This window comes from Cellulomonas wangleii (assembly GCF_018388445.1).
GTDB lineage: Bacteria > Actinomycetota > Actinomycetes > Actinomycetales > Cellulomonadaceae > Cellulomonas > Cellulomonas wangleii.
Genome location: NZ_CP074405.1, coordinates 82,511 through 99,838, shown reverse-complemented (window position 1 = coordinate 99,838; position 17,328 = coordinate 82,511). Strand labels below are relative to the sequence as shown.

Sequence of the window (17,328 nt, the reverse complement as noted above, 5' to 3'; positions counted from 1 at the left end):
CCTGGCCGCGGCGGTACGGGGTGCCTGAGAGATTCCCGGGGAGGGTTGCTCCTTCGGCGTCCCGCGCTGCCGTCCTCACGGACGGCCGGCGGGAGCTCTCCCGCCGCGGTTCGAGCAGCGTGTTCAGTTGTGCTGGATCTGCCGGCCAGCCTACGGCACGGGTCCCCGCCGCGGAGGGGCGGCGGCGGTCGGACCGCCGCCGCGGCCGCCGGTCCCGGACGGGGGGCGACACTGGTGACGTGGAGCCGGTCCACGGCCCGGCGACGGAGCACGGGCTGGAGCAGCACGCCACGCTGACCACGGTCGCGCGGCAGCTGCTCGACGTGCTCGCCGCGACGCAGGCCGACGTCGACGCGGACGTCGACGCCCGGGTGGCCGACAACCCGGCGCTCGTGCGAGGGACCCCCCGGCGGTGCCGCTGGTGCGCCTCGACGCTGCACCGCGGCCGGTGCCCGACGTGCAGCGGCTCCGGGGCCGATCTGCGCTCCCAGGACCCCGCCGCGCCGGCGGACGAGCGCGACCGGGTCCGCCGCGACGCGCGAGCCCTGGTCCCGCCGGGTGCGGAGGACGACGTCGACGCGGCCGTCGCGCTCCTCGACGACCGCGGCCTGCTGCCGTCCGACGCACCCGACCCGCCGGCACCGCGGCTCGCGGCCGCCCTGGCCGCTGTCCGCGCCGTCGCGCCCCCCGGCACGGCCGAGCGCGGGCTGCGCGCGAGCCTCGTCGCGCAGGCGCGCTGGCACGTGCGGCACGGCGCGCCGGACCTCGCGCTCGTGCTCGTCCGCGACCACCTCCCCCGCATCGGCACCCCGGACCTCGCGCGGGACGTCGGCGCGTCGCCGGCGGCGCTCGAGGCGGCGATGCACGTCGTGCGGCGCCTGACGCCCGCACCGCTGCCCCGTGGCGCGTCCGACGGCCCCGCGACACCGCCGGACGTCGTCGTCCGTGAGGTCGACGGGCGGCTCGTCGTCGACGCGCTCGGGCCGGAGGACCTCGGCATCAGGCTCGACGACGAGCTCACCGCCCTGCCGCTCGACGCGGCGGCGGCCGCGTGGCGCGACGCCCACGTCTCGGCGGCCCGGCAGCTCGTCTACCTGCTGGGACGGCGTGCCGACACGCTGCGCCGCGTCACCGCGGTGGCGGTGGAGGTGCAGGAGGGCTTCGTCCGGCACGGGCCGTCGGCGCACCAGCCCCTGACCCGCGCGCAGGTGGCCGCCCGCCTGGGGCTGCACGCGTCGACCGTCTCGCGCGTCGTCGCCGGGGCGGTCGTCGCGCTGCCGGGCCGCCGCGTGCTGCCGCTCGCCGACCTGTTCGGCACGTCCCTCGCTGCGCGCGACGCCGTCGCGGCCCTGTTCGCGTCCGACGACCCGCCGCACACCGACGCCGAGGCGGCCGAGCGTCTCGCGGCCCGCGGCATCCGCGTGGCCCGCCGCACGGTCGCGAAGTACCGCGCGACCCCGTCCACCGCTCGGTGAGCGGACGCGCCTGGTCGTCGGGGTCGACGTGCTCCGGGTCGGCGGTGCGGTCAGGCCGTGGTCGGGTCGGCGAACGCCCGCTCGAACCAGCCGCCGGGCGGTACGTCGACGGGGGGCGGCTCGACGGCGTGCCGCGGCCGCTCGGGCTCGCGGGGCCACAGGACCTCGGTCCTGCCGGCGGCTGACCGCAGCGCCGCGGCAGCCACGGTGACGCGCGACTCGTCGATGCCGAGGCCGGGGTGCGCGACGACGACCACCAGGTCGCCGGGCGGCGGCTCCGGGGTCAGCCACAGCTGGGTCGACCACTCACGGCCACCGCCACCCCCGCCGCGGTACGCGAGGAACGGCCCGTCCGGCGCGGGCCAGGCGGGTCGGCCGGCGACGACGGTCCGGCCGTCGGCGAGCTCGACGCCGACGAGCAGCCCCGCGTGGAACCTCGCGTGCACGTCGTCGGACGGCTCCGGATCGAGGCGGAGACGGATCGCCAGGTCGATCTGCAGACCCACCGTGCAGCGGGAGAGGCCGACCAGCAGGACCGCAGCGTCGGGGGACCGCCCGATGACGCCGCTCACGCCGACGGCGGCGGGCACCTCGTTGTCAGGAGGGGCGAACCGGAGCCTCGCCCGGTCGAGGTCGTCGTCGTCGTCGCCGGAGAGCGCGATGGCCGCGTGCATGGACCCGACCCTGGGTGACGTCGGTCCCCCGCGTCAACGGGGTCACGGAAGCGCGGTTCGTGGGTGGGAAGAGCTCTTCGCACCCCCGGACGCGCGGCGCGCGCACGCCCGTGGCACGGAACGTGCATGGAGGGGGGTGACGGAGTCCGCAGCGGGGAAAGGGATGCGCCCATGCATGACATCGACCGAGCCCTCTTCGAGATGGGCCAGGAGAACGCCTGGGAGGGCGAGTCCGAGGACGAGCTCGGTGGGCAGACCGAGATCGGCCTGGCGACCGAGCTGCTCGAGGTCACGTCGGAGGAGGAGCTGGACCGGTTCCTCGGCGACGTGCTGCGCAGCGCGGTGGGCGCCGGCAAGGCGTTCGCGTCGTCGAGCGCCGGCCGCGCCGTCGGCGGGCTGCTGAAGTCCGCCGCCAAGCAGGCGCTGCCGCACGTCGGGCGCATGGTCGGTGGCGCCGTGCCGTGGATCGGCGCCGACGCGGGCGGCAAGGTCGGCGGCTTCGTCGCCGGCAGGCTCGAAGCCGACCTGGAGGGCCTGTCCCAGGAGGACCGCGAGTACGAGGTGAGCCGCGCGTTCGTGCGCTTCGCCGACGAGACCGCACGGATCGCGGCCGGCGCGCCCCCCGGGGTGCCGCCGCAGGTCGCCGCCCAGCGTGCCGCCACCGCCGCGGCCCGCCGCCACCTGCCGCCGCTCGCCCCCGTCGTCGCGGGCATGCGACCGCCCGCACCCGGCGGCCCCACGCGGCCCGGCGGCCACCGCACGACCGGCCGCTGGGTGCGCCGCGGCCGCAACATCGTCCTGCTCGACGCGTGAGGAGAGGTGCCATGACCTACCAGAGCAACGACCAGCGCGAGTGGTCCGGCGAGGTGTCCCTGCAGGAGTGGGAGCTGCCCGGCACGTCCGGTGAGAGCGAGTGGTCCGGCGAGTCGGAGTCGGAGTCCGAGTGGTCGGGCGAGGGCGAGTCCGAGTGGTCCGGCGAGTCCGAGTGGTCGGGCGAGGGCGAGTCCGAGGACGAGCTCGCGTACGAGCTGCTCGAGATCACGTCGGAGGAGGAGCTCGACCAGTTCCTCGGCAAGCTCGTCAAGGGTGCGGGAAAGTTCCTGAGCTCGGGCGTCGGCAAGGCCGTCACGGGTGCGCTGAAGAGCGTCGCCAAGGTCGCCCTGCCGGTGGTGGGGTCGGCGATCGGCAGCTTCGTCGCACCGGGCGTGGGCACCGCGATCGGCGGCAAGCTCGGCTCGATGGCCTCCAAGCTCCTCGAGGCCGAGGAGGCCGAGGCGCTGGGCGAGGAGGAGGCCGACCTCGAGGCGGCCCGTCGGTTCGTGCAGCTCGGCCGGGCCACCGCCCGGTACGCGGCCGCCGCGCCACCCTCGGTACCGCCGCGGACCGTGGCCCGCAGCGCGACGATCGCCGCCGCGCGCCGCTACGCGCCCGCGCTGGTACGGCCCTCGACGCCCGGGTGGCGCAGCCGGCGCGGGCAGCGGGTGGGACCCGCGTACGGCCCGCGCACGGGGCGGCCGCAGGGCGGCGGGTACGGCTCGCCCGGCGGGTTCGGCTCGTCCGGGTACGGCCGGTCCGGCACGTCGCGGTACGCCGGCGACGGACGCACGTCGTCCGGCCGGTCCGGCCGCCGTCGGGCTCCGCGCCCGGACCCGCGGTGGGGCGCGTGGGGCGGTGACGTCTGGCCCGTCGCGGGCCCGTGGCCCGGGTGGAGCACGCCGTGGGAGGACGGCGCCGACGTCTGGGACGGTGCCGACGACGGCACCGGCGAGAGCGGGTTCGAGTTCGCATGACCACGCGTGCGGACCGCCACCCCGTCCCGGACGGCGCCACCCTCGCGCCGGCGCTCGTCGCGCAGGAGGCCGAGGCGCTGCTCGTGCGCCTCGGCCGGCTGCGGCCGTTCGTCATGACCGAGACGATGGTGCTGGCGGCGGCCCTGCCGTACGACGCGCACCGGGCGATCGAGCGGTTCCTGCACGTCGGCCGCACGGCCCTGCGGGACGAGGTCGAGGGCTTCCTCGACTGGCTCACCGGCCCGGGGGCGGCCGCGCCCGCGTGGGAGCAGCAGCGCCGGTTCGTCGCGATCCGCATGCGGTTCAACGACGTCCTGTCCCAGCTCGACGTGTTCGCCGAGGTGGTGACGCAGCGCAGCGAGCAGGGCACCGGCGTGTGGCTGTCGGGCCTCGACCGGCTGGCCGCCGACGCGGTGGGCATGCCGGACCCGCCGGTCGAGCCGCCGCCGCTGGTCTGCTACCTGGCCCGGGGGGCCGGCGCGGCGATCCGCCGGGCGCGCACGCGGCTGCCGGGCGGGCGCCTGTCGCCCGTCGCCGTCATCCGCGTCCCGCGCGAGCGGATGGTGGGGCACGGCGTCGCGTCGTCGCTGATCCACGAGGTGGGCCACCAGGTCGCGGCCCAGCTCGAGCTGGTGCCGTCCCTGCAGGACGCGATCGCCCGGCGGCGCGCGCGTGCGGGGCCGGCGGAGGCCGCCGCGTGGGACGGGTGGCACTCGACGGTCTCGGAGTGCGTCGCGGACCTGTGGTCCGTCGGCAAGCTCGGCATCTCCTCGACCCTGGGCCTGCTGGCCGTCGTGAGCCTGCCGCGCTCCCTGACGTTCCGGCCGCCGCGCGGCGACCCGCACCCCATGCCGTACGTGCGGGTCCTGCTGTCCGCGGCGATCGGCCGCACGTTCTACCCGCACCCGCAGTGGGACGCGCTGGTCGCCGCGTGGAAGGCCTGCTACCCGGTGCAGGACGTGACCCCGGAGCTGCAGGCGGACATCACCCGCCTCGAGGGCACGGCCGACGACTTCGCCGACCTCATGGCCGGGCACCGCCCTCCCCTGCTCGGCGGTCGCGCGATCGCCGACGTCCTGCCGCTGGCGACCCGGACGCCGGAGCACCTGCTGACGCTGCGGCGCACGTGGGGGGACGACCTGGGCGTGCTGGCCCGGCGCCCCCCGACGCTCGTGTTCGCCGTCATGGGCCAGGCGCGCGGCGCCGGGCTCGTCGCCCCGCAGCAGGAGTCCGCGGTGCTCGCCGACGTGCTGGCCGCCTGGGCGGTCCGCTCGTCCATCGACGTCATGGCGCGCCCCCATCACGCGCGTCCCCGTCCCGCACACCAGCGCCCCGCGGCACCCGTCGCGGCCAGCGCCCAGCCCTGAAGGGAAGTGCCATGGTCAAGATCCAGACGCCGCGGTTCGTCGACGGCGAGGTGCGGTTCACCGCCACCGAGCTCGTCCGCAACCACCGGTACGAGGCGCGGCTGGTCGGTCCGGTGGAGTTCGGGACGATCGACCGCGTGGTGCAGACGAACGCGAACGGCACCGCGGCGAAGGTCGGCGTGCCCCTCGTCGACGCACCCTCCGGGCCGTACGTCGTGCAGGTCGTCGACGTCGGCGTGACGCCCGAGGTGGTCGTCGCGGAGAGCGAGTTCCACGTGGTCGGCACGGTGACGGCCGACGAGGAGCCGCCGCCCGCGCGCGTGCAGCTCGCGCGCACGGCGACGACCCCCACGAGCGACGTCGTGCTCACGCAGGAGATCCTGCGGGTGACGCGGGCGCGCCGGTTCGCGGAGTACCAGCTGCACGTCGACCGCGCGCTGCAGCGCGAGACGAACGGGGCGTTCTCGCCGGCCGCGTACGACGTGATCCTGCGCGCGACCCGGGAGTTCCTCGAGCGCGACACCACGACGATCATCGACCCCGGCGGCAACTACCTCGAGGGCGGCAACCTCCCGTACCTCGAGAACGTCGCGAGCCGGTACCCCGACGCGCGCCTCGGCCGCACGGCCGCGGACGGCGTCGCGGACATCGACGAGGAGCTGCTCGTCCGGCCGGCACCCGTCGAGCTGATCTGGACGTACTGGGACGAGGAGGGCGCGACCTTCCAGGCGATGAACCTGATCCTCGCGCGGTTCCAGAACCGGCGGCTGCCGAACGGTCTCGCGCTCGAGCGGTTCTCCCTGAGCTACCTGCGTCCGCTGCGCAACCTGCTGTACACGTGGGGCGACCACGAGATCGACCGCCTGACGGTGCGGCGGCGCGCCGCGGAGTACGAGTACGAGTACGGGCTGAGCCTCATCGGCCGCGCCGTGCCCGGCTCGCTGCAGTACGTGGAGCGGCGCAGCCAGTTCCTCGAGTCGTTCCACACGCTGCTGCACGAGGCGCTGCGGTTCCACCGGCTCGACGACGACACCACGGTCGTGGCGGACGGGTTCCCCGTCCTCAACGCGCTGCGCGACCTGCACCGGACCCTCGCGCCGGGCGCGGAGAACCAGTTCGACGGCGTGGCGCTGCAGTCGCGCATCGAGGCGATGGCCATGCAGTACGTGCTGGCCCAGCCCGAGATGCGCGAGTTCCTGGGCGGGCGGCCGATGGTGCCGTACGAGGAGCCCTGGATGGACAAGGTCGACACGGTGCGCGCGCTGTGCGGCTGGGGCGACACGTCCGTCATGAGCTTCCACGAGCTGGCGGTGCACGGCGAGCAGCTCGTCATGAGCGTCCGCTGGGGCGACTGGAGCGACATCTCCCTGACGGCCGACTCGGCCGCCAACTGGGCCCGGCTCATGCGCGACCCCGTGCACCGGTACGTGCACGCGTACCGCACGGTCACGGGGGTGGACCTGCAGCTCGGGGTCGACGCGACGATGCCGGCCGTGCTGCTGGCCCGCCGCAACCGCGCACGCGTGCGCGCCTAGGGGCGTGCGTCGTGCTCGACCTGACGTCCTCGCTGTTCCTCGGCCTGCACCACCCGGCAGGCGACCGCGCCGGGTGGACGTCCCTGACGACGGGCCGTGCGGCGGCGCTCGACGAGCCGGTGGCCGCCCGCCGGGTCGCCGCACGCGTCGCGGCCCGGCTCGGGGCTCCCGCCGGCATCGTGCACCGCTCGGCGCTGCACGCGCTCGTCGACGTCGTGGACGTGCTCGCACCGTCGGCGGTGCTGGTCGACGCGGGGGCGTACCCGCTGGTCAGGCTCGCGGCGGGTGCGACGGCGCCGGTGGTCCGCGCGTTCGGGCACCACGACGTCGACGACGTCGCGCGGCTCCTCGCGGGCGAGGGCGCGGGGCACGGGCGGGGCGCGCGTACCGGGCGGCGGCCCGTCGTCGTGACGGACGGCTGGTGCGCCGCGTGCAACCGGCCCGCGCCGCTCGCCGCGCTCGAGCGCGTCGTGCGCGCGGCGGGCGGCACGCTCGTCGTCGACGACACGCAGGCGTTCGGGGTGCTCGGCCCCGGCGGGTCGGGCACGTGGCGCTGGGCCGGTGGGCGGCCCGTCGGCGCGGTCCAGGTCGTCTCGCTGGCGAAGGGCCTCGGGGCGCCCCTGACCGTGACGACCGGGCCGCGGGACGTCGTCGCGCGCCTCGCGGTGCACGGCACGCGGTGGCACGCGAGCCCGCCGACGGCCGCCGACCTGCGGGCCGCGGACCGCGCGACCGACCCCGCGGGCGGCCCGGTGCTGGCACGGCGCCGGCGTCGCCTGTGGTGGCTGGTCCGCGCGCTGCGCGCGGGTCTGCGGCGGCTGGGGCTCGCGGTCGTGGGGCGCCCGTTCCCCGTCGTCCACGCGCGCGTCCCCGACCCGGCACGGGTCGCACGCGTGCTGCGCGGGCGCGGCGTCCGGGCCCTCGTCCTGGCCCCGGCGTGCCTGCCGGGGCCCGTCCTGACGTTCGTCGTCACCGCGGAGCACGCCCCGGCCGACGTCGAGCACGTCCTGGCCGCCCTGCGCGGCGCCGTGCCGGGCACCGGCCTGCCCACCGTCCCGACGGCGGTGCCGCGATGATCGTCGACGCCCACTGCCACGCCGGCCTGGGCGACGTCATGCCCGACCCGCTGGGCGACGACCGCCCCGACGCCGCGCTGCACCGGTACGCCGTCCGCGCCCGGCGCGCCGGCGTCGACCACACGCTGCTCATGGCCCCGCCGTCGGACGACTACCCCGCCGCCAACCGGCGGGTCGCCCGCATCGTGGCCGCCGACCCGCGCCGGTGGACGGGTGTCGTGTTCGTCGGCACGCGCCCCGACGCGGGCCGCATCGGGGCCATGGTCACCACGGCCGTCGACGCGTGGGGGTTCCGCGCGGTCAAGGTGCACTGGCGCGACGGCCCGATGACCGACGAGGTCGCCCGCGTCGCCGACGCCCGCGCGCTGCCCGTCGTGCACGACCCCGGCGGCGACGTCGACCAGGTCGCGCACTTCGCCACGCGCTGGCCCGACGTCGCGTGGGTCGTGCCGCACCTGTCGTCGTTCGCCGACGACTGGCGCGCGCAGACCCGGTTCGCCGACCTGCTCGTGCGGCTGCCCAACGTCCACACCGACACGTCCGGCGTCCGCTACGTCGACGTGCTGCTCGACGCCGTGCGGCGTGCGGGCGCCCACAAGGTGCTGCTCGGCACCGACGGGCCCTACCTGCACCCGGCGGCCGAGCTCGCGAAGGTCCGCGCGCTGCCGCTCGCGCGCGAGGACCTCGCCCTCGTCCTGGCGGGCAACGTCCGCCGGCTCGTCGCCGCCGTCCGCAGGGCGCCGGCCACCACCCCCGTCCCGGTGTGAGCCGGGACCGATCCACGCGAGGAGACCGACATGTCGAGCATCATGATCGAGCCGGGGACGATGCTGCCGGCGCCGCCGCTGTCGAGGAAGCCCGTGCCCGCGTACAGCGCGGGGAAGCTCGGGTTCGCCGAGGTGAAGCCGCACAACGTCCGCGGCGTCCTCGCCGGGCTCAAGAGCATCCAGAAGCACAAGGCCGAGGCGAAGCAGCCGTACCAGCAGGCGTTCCTGCTGACCTACCGCCACCAGCCGGGCGACCTCGCGCCGCGCGCCGTCATGCCGTACCTGCTGGTGCCGACCACCACGAGCACGACGCCCCCGGCCCGCCCCGCGGACAAGGACCTCGTCGCGTGGCTGGGCAGGCTCGGCGACTGGTACGCGCTGAGCCCCGCGCCGCTCGCGCTCCCCGCGCACACCGAACCGCGGTGGGGCCGGGACGTCGGACCGGTCGTCCGCGGGTCGATGGTCGAGCCGCTGGTCAGGTACGCGTTCTACCGGTTCTCGAACTACCGCGACGCCTACGACCTCACGCCGAAGAAGCAGCCGCAGCAGAAGGGCGCGGACGTCGCGTGGAAGGAGATCGCGGAGTACCTCTACGAGCTCGCGTCCGAGCTGGGGTCCGTCGGCTGAGGACGGGCCCGCGCCGCCGTGCGGTAGCCGAGCGCGCGGCGGCTCACGCCGAGCAGCCGGGCGGCGGCGACCGTGCCGCCGCCCACGTCGAGGGCGACGCGCGTGGCGACGTCGGCCGTGCGGGCCTTGAGCTCCTGCAGGCCGACGCCCGCGCTCAGCGCTTCCCGCACCGCGCTCTCGAGCCCGGACTCCCACGGGGTCCCAGCGGTGAGGGACGACGGGTGCGGCGCGGTGACGGCCGGCGCGGTGACGGTCGGCGCGGTGACGGCCGGCGCGGTGACGGCCGGCGCGGTGACGGCCGGCGCGGTGACGGCCCGGACGGGACGGTCCTCCGGGGGCAGGTCGCCCGGCGTCACGGGACCGTCGCCGACGTGCCGCGCGGCCACCCGCGCCGCGAGCTGCCGCAGCTCGCGCACGTTGCCCGGCCAGTCGTGGCCGCGCAGCGCGTCCGCGACCTCGCGCGACACCTCGGGGGCGTCCTCTGCCTCGTCGCTCCCGGCCTCGACCGACGGCCGGTGGCGTACCGCCGCGCGCACCGCTGCGACGTCACCGCCGAGCCGCTGCTCGGCGAGGAAGTGCCGGAACAGCGGCAGCACGTCGTCGGGGCGCTCGCGCAGGGGCGGGACCCGGAGCGTCGTGGCCGCCAGCCGGTGGTACAGGTCCGCGCGGAACCCCTCGGTCCGCAGGTCGCGGTGGGTCGCGGCGACGAGCCGGAAGTCCGTGCGGCGGCGCCGCGTGCCGCCGACCGTCTGGTAGGTCCCTTCCTGCACGACGCGCAGCAGCGCGGCCTGCAGCGCCGCGGGCAGCTCACCGACCTCGTCGAGGAAGAGCGTGCCGCCGTCAGCGCGCGCGAACGCGCCCTCGTGGGCCGTCGTCGCACCCGTGAAGGCCCCCTTCTCGTGCCCGAAGAACTCGCTGCCGGAGAGCGTCGGCACGACGGTCGTGCAGTCCAGCAGGACGAGCTCGTGCTCGCGTCGTCGCAGGTCCACGCGGTGCACGATGTGCGCCGCGACCTCCTTGCCGGCGCCCGTCTCCCCCAGCAGCAGCACGGGCGCGGTCGACCAGCGCGCCACCTCGACGAGGTCCCGCAGGAACAGCCGCCAGGCCGACGACGTGCCGATCGCACCTGCCCGCCGGGCCTCCGCACGGACGAGCTCGTCGACGTCCTGCCACCGGCGCAGCCGGTCGAGCACGGGCCGCAGGTCGTCGCCGGTGAGGTGCACGACGTCCGCCGCCCCGCACGCGAGCAGCGACCACGGGTCGACGTCGACGCCGGGTGCGAGGGCCACGAGGACCCGGCCGGGGCTGTCGGCGAGCCGCGCCGGGTCAGGTGCCGCGTGCGGGTCGGTCAGCAGCACGACGCCGGGCTCGTCGGCCGCGACCGCTCGTCCGTCGGCGTCCGCCGCGTCCGCGTCGCGCAGGCCCGCTGCCGTCAGCCGGGCACGCGTCGCAGGGCGGCAGGGCGCTGCGACGCGGAACCACGCCATGCCGCCCCCGTCCGCCACGCGGCCGGGCGGACCTCGCAGGCCGCGGCGTCACCGGACCCGCACCGACACCCCCAACGACCGACGACGCTCCCCCTGCGTCGGGGCAACCGCACGACACCGCGAGCGGTGTCTGGGCGTCCGGCTCCGCAGCGGTGCGGCCCGGTCTGCTCCCGTCCTCGCAGTCTCTGCCCCGGTCGGAACCCCGGTCAAGGGCGGGCCCGTGATACATGACCAGGCCACCAGATCGACCCGCCGGGCGTGGAGGCTTGACGTTAAACCTCCCGACCGGACAGCATTCGGACAACCCGCTCCTGCAACGCTGCAGACCGGCGGGCACGTCGTGGGCGTCGTGGACGCCTGCGGCAACCGCAGGGGGAAGCAGCACCGCGATCCCGCCCTCGACGTGGAGGGCCAGGTCGTCCGCGTCCTCCTGCCGGTCGGCGACCGAGGAGGAGTATCGATGGGGATGACTCGCAGAGGGCCACGCGGCACGCACCACAGGACGACAGCCGTGGTCACAGGGGCCGCGCTCGCACTGGGAACGGCGGCAGTGATGGCACCACCAGCAGCAGCAGCCGAGGGCGTCGCGCCCGACCCGTGGGTGTCGGTGACACCCGAGGGGTACTACCGGTTCACCGCGCCGCAGGCGGTGGTCCACGAGCTCGTCGGCGGCACGCCGCAGGTCGTGGAGCTGCAGGGCAACATCGGCCCGGCGGGCACGTGGTCCGACCTGGCCATGGACCCCAGCGGCACGGACTACCCGACGCAGGTCGGGATCCTGGACCCGGGCCTGTACTACTACCAGTACACGGCGACGTTCCCGGACCGCACCAAGAAGTCCTTCCGCAACCCGGACACCCCCGTGACGATCGCGTCGAAGCCCACCTGGAGCACGTTCTTCGTGCCCGGGCCGTCGGTGCAGTGGATGGCCGACGTCCCGAACGGCGGTGCGGTCACGGAGCTGACGTGGGAGAGCCCCGTCTCCGGTGACGAGCGCACGTCGCTGGTCTGGACGCCGCCCGGCTACGACGCCGAGCGCGAGGATGCCTACCCGGTGCTCCACCTGCTGGCCGACACGGGCCAGTCCGCGGACGAGTGGACCGAGCTGGGCCGTGCGCGGCAGGTGCTCGACAACCTCGCCGCCGAGGGCGACCTGACGCCGATGGTCGTCGTGATGTCGCAGATCGGCGGCTCGGACCCGGGCGCCGACCTCCTCGACGGCGTCGCCGCGGCCACCCGCGACGCGTACCACGTGTCGCAGGAGGACCAGGCGCTGGCCGGGATCGGCGCCGGCGCCCAGCAGGCGCTGACGGTGCTGCGCACCGACCCCGGCGTCTTCCGCGAGGTCGCGTCGTTCTCGGGGCGCCTCACGGGATCGATCAGCGCCACGACGGCGCGTGAGATCAACGAGGGCACCGACCGGCTGCGCGTCTACGTCGGCAACGTGCTCGACCCCGCCTACAACCCGACGCACGACATGCTGCGGGCACTGGAGCGCGCGGGTGTCGAGCACGAGTTCGACGGCGTCGACCCCGACACCGGCGGCACGTGGGACACGTGGCGCGAAGGGCTGCGGGACTTCGCGTCGCGCGTCTTCACCGACGCCGGCCACGGCCCGCGCGAGGGTCACGGCCCGCTCGACGAGCGCTACACGGCGCCCGCCACCGGGTCGATCACCACGCCGCACGTGGACGAGGACGGCATCGTCACCTTCGAGACGGGCACGCAGTTCAAGGACGCCAAGGACGTCACCGTGTGGGCCAACTGGGCCCCCAACGGTGCGTGGTTCCGCGTGCCGATGACGAAGGTCGGCGACCGCTGGCGGCTGCAGATGGGCCCGCTCGACGGGTTCTACTACTACCGGTACGTGGTCGACGGGGTCGACGTGAAGGACCCCGAGGACACGGTCAACACCCTCACCGGTGTCAGCCCGCTGTTCGTCCCGGGCGAGACCGACCGCCTGCTCGGGGACCTTCCTGCGGAGGACCGCGGCAACCTGGAGGTCCTGACCTACCAGAGCGCCGTCGCCAACGAGGAGCGCAAGGCGTACGTCTGGACGCCGAAGGGCTACGACCCGGACCGCGCCGAGCCCTACCCCGTGCTGTACCTCAACCACGGTGGCGGGCAGAACTACGGCGACTGGGTCGAGGTGGGCCGCGCGCCGCAGATCCTCGACCACTACATCAAGGACGGCGCGATCGTCCCGATGGTGGTCGTCATGGGGAACGGCAACTCGCCGGACTTCCCGGCCGAGCTCATGGAGAACCTCGCACCCGCCGCGCGGGCCGAGTACAACATCGCGGACGACGCGGCCGGCCAGGCCATCGCCGGGCTGTCGATGGGCGCCATGAACACGCTCAACACGTGGCTGACCCGCCCGGGCCAGTTCGGGTGGATGGGCGCGTTCTCCGGCGGCCTGTTCTTCAACACCCCGCAGTTCGACCCCGCCGCCGTCAACGCCGAGACCCGCCTGGCGCGGATCTACACCGGTGACAAGACCGACTTCACGTACCAGGCGACGATGGACCTCCTGGACCTCCTGGAGTCCAACGGGATCGACCACGAGTTCGCCGGCGTCACGCAGGGCCCGCACGGGTTCGACGTGTGGTCGAAGAACCTGATCGACCTGCTGCCGCGCCTGTTCCGCGACCCGGCCACCACCGAGGGCGTCGAGCTGAAGGCCGTCGTGCCGGAGGGCCAGGACGGCGTCCTGGCGCTGTCGGTCGCGGCCGACAGCGTCACGCTCGACGGGCCGCAGAACACCGGCACCGCGCTGCGGTTCCGGGGCCAGCTGCCCGCGGTGACGGTCGTCGACTCCCGCTCCGTCTCGCAGGCGGGGGTCACGGGGTGGGCGGTCACCGGCCAGGCGTACTCGTTCGACTCCGGCTCGCGTCTGCTCGACGCGAAGCACCTGGGCTGGACGCCGCGTGTCGAGACCCCGCGTGCGGGGATCGTCGCCGGTGACGCCCGCGCCACCGCGCTCACCGGCGGCGAGGGCCTCGTCATCCCGGGGCGTCTGGCGTCGGCCACGCCGGAGGGCCGTCTCGGCACGACGACGCTGGGCGCGGACCTCGTGCTCGACGTCCCGGTCGAGACGATGCCCGGCGAGTACACGGGCACGCTCAGCCTGTCGCTGTTCCCCGTCGACTGACCGACGGACCGACGAACCGACGCGCGGCGGGGCACCACCCCGCCGCGCGTCGGCCCGAGGAGACACCCATGCACCGCACGCGCACGGCCGACCTGCCCCGCACCTCCCGGCCCGCCGGCGCCACCGTGCTGCTCACCGCGCTGGTCGCTGCACTGCTCGCTGCACTGCTCGCTGCGCTGGTCGCCGTGGCCTGGCCGACCGCGGCGACGGCGGCGGCCGAGGTCGCGCCGACGCCGGCGCAGCCCGACGACACCGTGACGTGGACGGTCCAGCCGGCGACCGCGGAGGGCCCCGACGACCGCATCTCGCTGCGGCACGTCCTGGACCCCGGCGCGTCGGTGGCCGAGCACGTGACGATCACCAACCTCGGTGAGACCGCCGCGACGTTCGCCGTCTACGCCGGGGACGGGGTGCTGTCCGACAGCGGGTACTTCGACCTGCCGCCGACCGGGACCCCGCCCCGCGACGGCGGGTCGTGGGTCGCCCTCGGCACCGTCGAGGGCGCGCAGGCCCAGGAGGACGGCACGCTCCTCGTCTCGCTCGACGCCGGCGCCGCCGTGACCGTGCCCCTGACGATCACCGTGCCCGCCGACGCCCGACCCGGTGACCACCCGGCCGGCGTCGTGGCCGAGCTCGTCGCCGGCGACGACCTGCGTCTCGCGGCGCGCAACGGCGTGCGGCTGCACCTGCGCGTCACGGGCGACATCGAGGCGGGGCTGGCCCCCACCGACGTCACGACACGGTGGGAGCCGTCGTGGAACCCCTTCGCCCCGGGCACGGTCCACGTGAGCTACCGGGTCGAGAACACCGGCGACGTCCGCCTCGCGGCCCGCGCCGTGACCACGCTGGCCGGCCCGTTCGGCGTCGCCGCCGCGGAGGACCGCACCGAGGTCCGCGAGGTGCTGCCCGGTCAGCAGGTGCTCGTCGAGGCGGCCGTCCCGGTCTGGCCGGTGGTGCGCGTCACCGGGCACGTCGACACCCGCCCGTGGGTGGTGGGCGAGGACGTCGTCGACGCCGCGCTGCGCACCGGGTCCGCGCAGGTCACCGTGTGGACGGTGCCGTGGACGCAGCTCGCGCTGCTGGTGCTCGTCGTGGGTGGCGTGCTCGGGGTGCGGTGGTGGCGCCGGCGGTCCGCCGCGACCCTGCAGGCGCGGATCGACGCGGCGGTGGCCGCCGCCCGCGACCCCGAGCCGGTCGGGTCACAGCAGGCCGGTGACCGCCTGCATCCCGAGGCTGGTCGCCGCCACGGCGAGTGACAGCGCACCGCCCAGCGCGAGCGGCCGCCAGCCGGCGCGGCGCAGTGCGTCGACGGGCGTGAGCAGCCCGACGCCCGCCAGTGCGACCGCGGTCAGGGCGTGTGCCCCGGTGTCGGCCCCGGCCTCCCACGCGGCGGGGAACCAGCCGAGCGTCGTGACGGCCGACGCGACCAGGAAGAGCACGAGGAACGGCGGGACGAGCCGGGTCCACGGCGTCCCACCGCCGGTGGCGTGCGCCGCCGCGCGGTCCCGCCGCGCCTGCCGCACCGCCAGCGCGAGCGTCACCGGCACGATCGCCAGGGTGCGGGTGAGCTTGACGACGACGGCCGTCTCGAGCGCGAGCGCGCCGTAGGCCGTGGCCGCGGCGACGACCGAGGACGTGTCGTTGACGGCGGTGCCCGCCCACGTCCCGAACCCCTCCTGCGACAGCCCCATCGCCTCACCCAGCAGCGGGAACGTGATCGCGCCGAGCGCGTTGAACGTGAAGATCGTCGCCATGGCCGTCGCGATGGTCGTCTGCGACGCCCGGATCACGGCACTGGTCGCCGCGATGGCCGACGCCCCGCAGATGCCCGTGCCGACACCGATGAGGGTGCGGGTGTCGGAGTCCAGGCCGAGGCGGCGACCGAGCAGCACCGCCAGGACCAGCACGACCGTGAGCGTCACGAGCATCACGGGCAGCGCCGCTCCCCCGGTCCGCGCGACCTGACCCAGCGAGAGCCCGAACCCCAGCAGCACCACCGCCGCCTGCAGCGCGAACGTGGAGCACGTGCGGGCCCCGGGCTCCAGCGCGTGCGCCCACGCGACCGGTCCGCGGGCCAGCACCTCGCGCAGCGCCACACCCATCGCCAGCGCCAGCACGGCGCCGCCGAGCAGCGGCACCGCCGACCCCAGGGCGGCCCCCGCCGCGCCGAGACCCAGGGCCACGGCGATGCCCGGCGCACGCGCGCGCCAGGGTGCGACGGGCACGCCGCGCGGGGTGGGCTCGCGGCCGGGCACGGGACGGTCGGCTTCCGGCACCCTTCCAGCGTCCACCCGTGCACGCCGCACCGCCGCACCAGCCCTGCACGGCGCGACGGCGACGAAGGTGCTGGGATGGGGCCATGGAATTCCGCTACCTCGGCAGCTCGGGGCTCAAGATCTCCGAGATCACGTACGGCAACTGGCTCACCCACGGCTCGCAGGTGGAGAACGAGACCGCGACGCAGTGCGTCCGCGCCGCCCTCGACGCGGGCATCTCGACGTTCGACACCGCGGACGTCTACGCGAACACCAAGGCCGAGAGCGTCCTCGGCGAGGCGCTCAAGGGCGAGCGGCGCGAGTCGCTCGAGATCTTCACGAAGGTGTACTGGCCCACCGGACCGGGCGGCAAGAACGACGTCGGCCTGTCGCGCAAGCACATCATGGAGTCGATCAACGGCTCGCTGCGTCGCCTGCAGACCGACTACGTCGACCTGTACCAGGCCCACCGGTACGACACGGAGACGCCGCTCGAGGAGACGATGCAGGCGTTCGCCGACGTCGTGCGCCAGGGCAAGGCGCTGTACATCGGCGTCTCGGAGTGGACCGCGGACCAGATCCGTGCCGGCCACGCGCTGGCGAAGGACCTGGGCGTGCAGCTCATCTCGAGCCAGCCGCAGTACTCGATGCTGTGGCGGGTCATCGAGGAGGAGGTCGTCCCGACGTCGCGCGAGCTGGGGATCTCCCAGATCGTCTGGTCGCCCGTCGCCCAGGGCGTGCTCACCGGCAAGTACAAGCCCGGCCAGCAGCCGCCCGCGGGGTCGCGCGCCACGGACGAGAAGGGCGGCGCGAACATGATCAAGCGGTTCATGAACGACGACGTCCTCACCCGCGTGCAGGGCCTGCAGCCCGTCGCCGACGAGCTGGGCCTGTCGATGGCGCAGCTCGCGATCGCGTGGGTGCTGCAGAACGACAACGTCGCCGCCGCGCTCATCGGCGCGTCGCGCCCCGAGCAGGTCACCGAGAACGTCAAGGCCGCAGGCGTGACGATCCCGGCCGAGGCGATGGCCCGCATCGACGAGGTCCTCGGCGGCGTCGTCGAGCGCGACCCGGGCAAGACGGCGGAGACGTCCCCGCAGAAGCGCCCCGCCTGACGACGTGAC

Annotated in this window: 14 protein-coding genes and 1 riboswitch; of the genes, 11 read left to right on the top strand and 3 right to left on the bottom strand. The window is 75.5% G+C overall.

Features of this window, described 5'->3' with window-relative positions:
- Nucleotide 1: 1 nt before the first annotated feature.
- A riboswitch (glycine riboswitch) is annotated at nucleotides 2–113 on the bottom strand.
- A gap of 126 nt (nucleotides 114–239) precedes the next feature.
- On the top strand, nucleotides 240–1,475 hold the full coding sequence (locus KG103_RS00450) for an RNA polymerase factor sigma-54 (RefSeq protein ID WP_207340129.1): 1,236 nt from the start codon (nucleotides 240–242) through the stop codon (nucleotides 1,473–1,475).
- 50 nt (nucleotides 1,476–1,525) lie between these two features.
- On the opposite strand, the gene KG103_RS00445 is transcribed toward KG103_RS00450, so the two are convergent.
- Nucleotides 1,526–2,149: a hypothetical protein gene (locus KG103_RS00445; protein WP_207340128.1), complete on the bottom strand. Its 624-nt coding sequence runs from the start codon at nucleotides 2,147–2,149 to the stop codon at nucleotides 1,526–1,528.
- A gap of 171 nt (nucleotides 2,150–2,320) precedes the next feature.
- Between KG103_RS00445 and KG103_RS00440 the strand changes: the two genes are divergently transcribed.
- The 7 genes from KG103_RS00440 to KG103_RS00410 are packed head-to-tail and all read left to right on the top strand — an operon-like array spanning nucleotide 2,321 to nucleotide 9,311.
- Nucleotides 2,321–2,962, top strand: coding sequence for a hypothetical protein (locus tag KG103_RS00440; protein ID WP_207340127.1), 642 nt, complete (start codon nucleotides 2,321–2,323; stop codon nucleotides 2,960–2,962).
- An 11-nt stretch (nucleotides 2,963–2,973) separates the two neighbouring features.
- On the top strand, nucleotides 2,974–3,939 hold the full coding sequence (locus KG103_RS00435) for a hypothetical protein (protein ID WP_207340126.1): 966 nt from the start codon (nucleotides 2,974–2,976) through the stop codon (nucleotides 3,937–3,939).
- Nucleotides 3,936–5,306: a hypothetical protein gene (locus KG103_RS00430; protein WP_207340125.1), complete on the top strand. Its 1,371-nt coding sequence runs from the start codon at nucleotides 3,936–3,938 to the stop codon at nucleotides 5,304–5,306. Before KG103_RS00435 ends, KG103_RS00430 begins: the two co-directional genes overlap by 4 nt.
- 11 nt (nucleotides 5,307–5,317) lie before the next feature.
- The gene (locus KG103_RS00425; RefSeq protein ID WP_207340124.1) at nucleotides 5,318–6,841 is read left to right on the top strand and encodes a hypothetical protein; all 1,524 of its coding nucleotides are present in this window, start codon (nucleotides 5,318–5,320) and stop codon (nucleotides 6,839–6,841) included.
- A gap of 11 nt (nucleotides 6,842–6,852) precedes the next feature.
- Complete coding sequence (locus KG103_RS00420) at nucleotides 6,853–7,917, top strand: aminotransferase class I/II-fold pyridoxal phosphate-dependent enzyme (protein WP_207340123.1); 1,065 nt, start codon at nucleotides 6,853–6,855, stop codon at nucleotides 7,915–7,917.
- On the top strand, nucleotides 7,914–8,684 hold the full coding sequence (locus KG103_RS00415; RefSeq protein ID WP_207340122.1) for an amidohydrolase family protein: 771 nt from the start codon (nucleotides 7,914–7,916) through the stop codon (nucleotides 8,682–8,684). The genes KG103_RS00420 and KG103_RS00415 overlap by 4 nt, the downstream gene beginning before the upstream one ends.
- 30 nt (nucleotides 8,685–8,714) lie before the next feature.
- Entirely contained in the window at nucleotides 8,715–9,311 is a 597-nt protein-coding gene (locus KG103_RS00410) for a hypothetical protein (RefSeq protein ID WP_207340121.1), read from the top strand.
- Here KG103_RS00410 and KG103_RS00405 read toward each other — a convergent pair.
- The gene (locus KG103_RS00405; protein WP_207340120.1) at nucleotides 9,275–10,798 is read right to left on the bottom strand and encodes a sigma-54-dependent transcriptional regulator; all 1,524 of its coding nucleotides are present in this window, start codon (nucleotides 10,796–10,798) and stop codon (nucleotides 9,275–9,277) included. The genes KG103_RS00410 and KG103_RS00405 overlap by 37 nt on opposite strands.
- A gap of 553 nt (nucleotides 10,799–11,351) precedes the next feature.
- On the opposite strand from KG103_RS00405, the gene KG103_RS00400 reads away from it, so the two are divergent.
- Together KG103_RS00400 and KG103_RS00395 are read left to right on the top strand one after the other, a co-directional pair.
- Nucleotides 11,352–13,949, top strand: coding sequence for an alpha/beta hydrolase (locus tag KG103_RS00400; protein ID WP_213319959.1), 2,598 nt, complete (start codon nucleotides 11,352–11,354; stop codon nucleotides 13,947–13,949).
- Between the two features lie 68 nt (nucleotides 13,950–14,017).
- Nucleotides 14,018–15,205, top strand: coding sequence for a COG1470 family protein (locus KG103_RS00395; RefSeq protein ID WP_207340118.1), 1,188 nt, complete (start codon nucleotides 14,018–14,020; stop codon nucleotides 15,203–15,205).
- On the opposite strand, the gene KG103_RS00390 is transcribed toward KG103_RS00395, so the two are convergent.
- Nucleotides 15,149–16,225, bottom strand: a complete 1,077-nt coding sequence (locus KG103_RS00390; RefSeq protein WP_249670678.1) for a YeiH family protein — start codon at nucleotides 16,223–16,225, stop codon at nucleotides 15,149–15,151. The genes KG103_RS00395 and KG103_RS00390 overlap by 57 nt on opposite strands.
- Nucleotides 16,226–16,308: 83 nt before the next feature.
- Here KG103_RS00390 and KG103_RS00385 point away from each other — a divergent pair, with 83 nt between their 5' ends.
- Nucleotides 16,309–17,319, top strand: a complete 1,011-nt coding sequence (locus tag KG103_RS00385) for an aldo/keto reductase family protein (RefSeq protein WP_207340116.1) — start codon at nucleotides 16,309–16,311, stop codon at nucleotides 17,317–17,319.
- Nucleotides 17,320–17,328 lie beyond the last annotated feature (9 nt).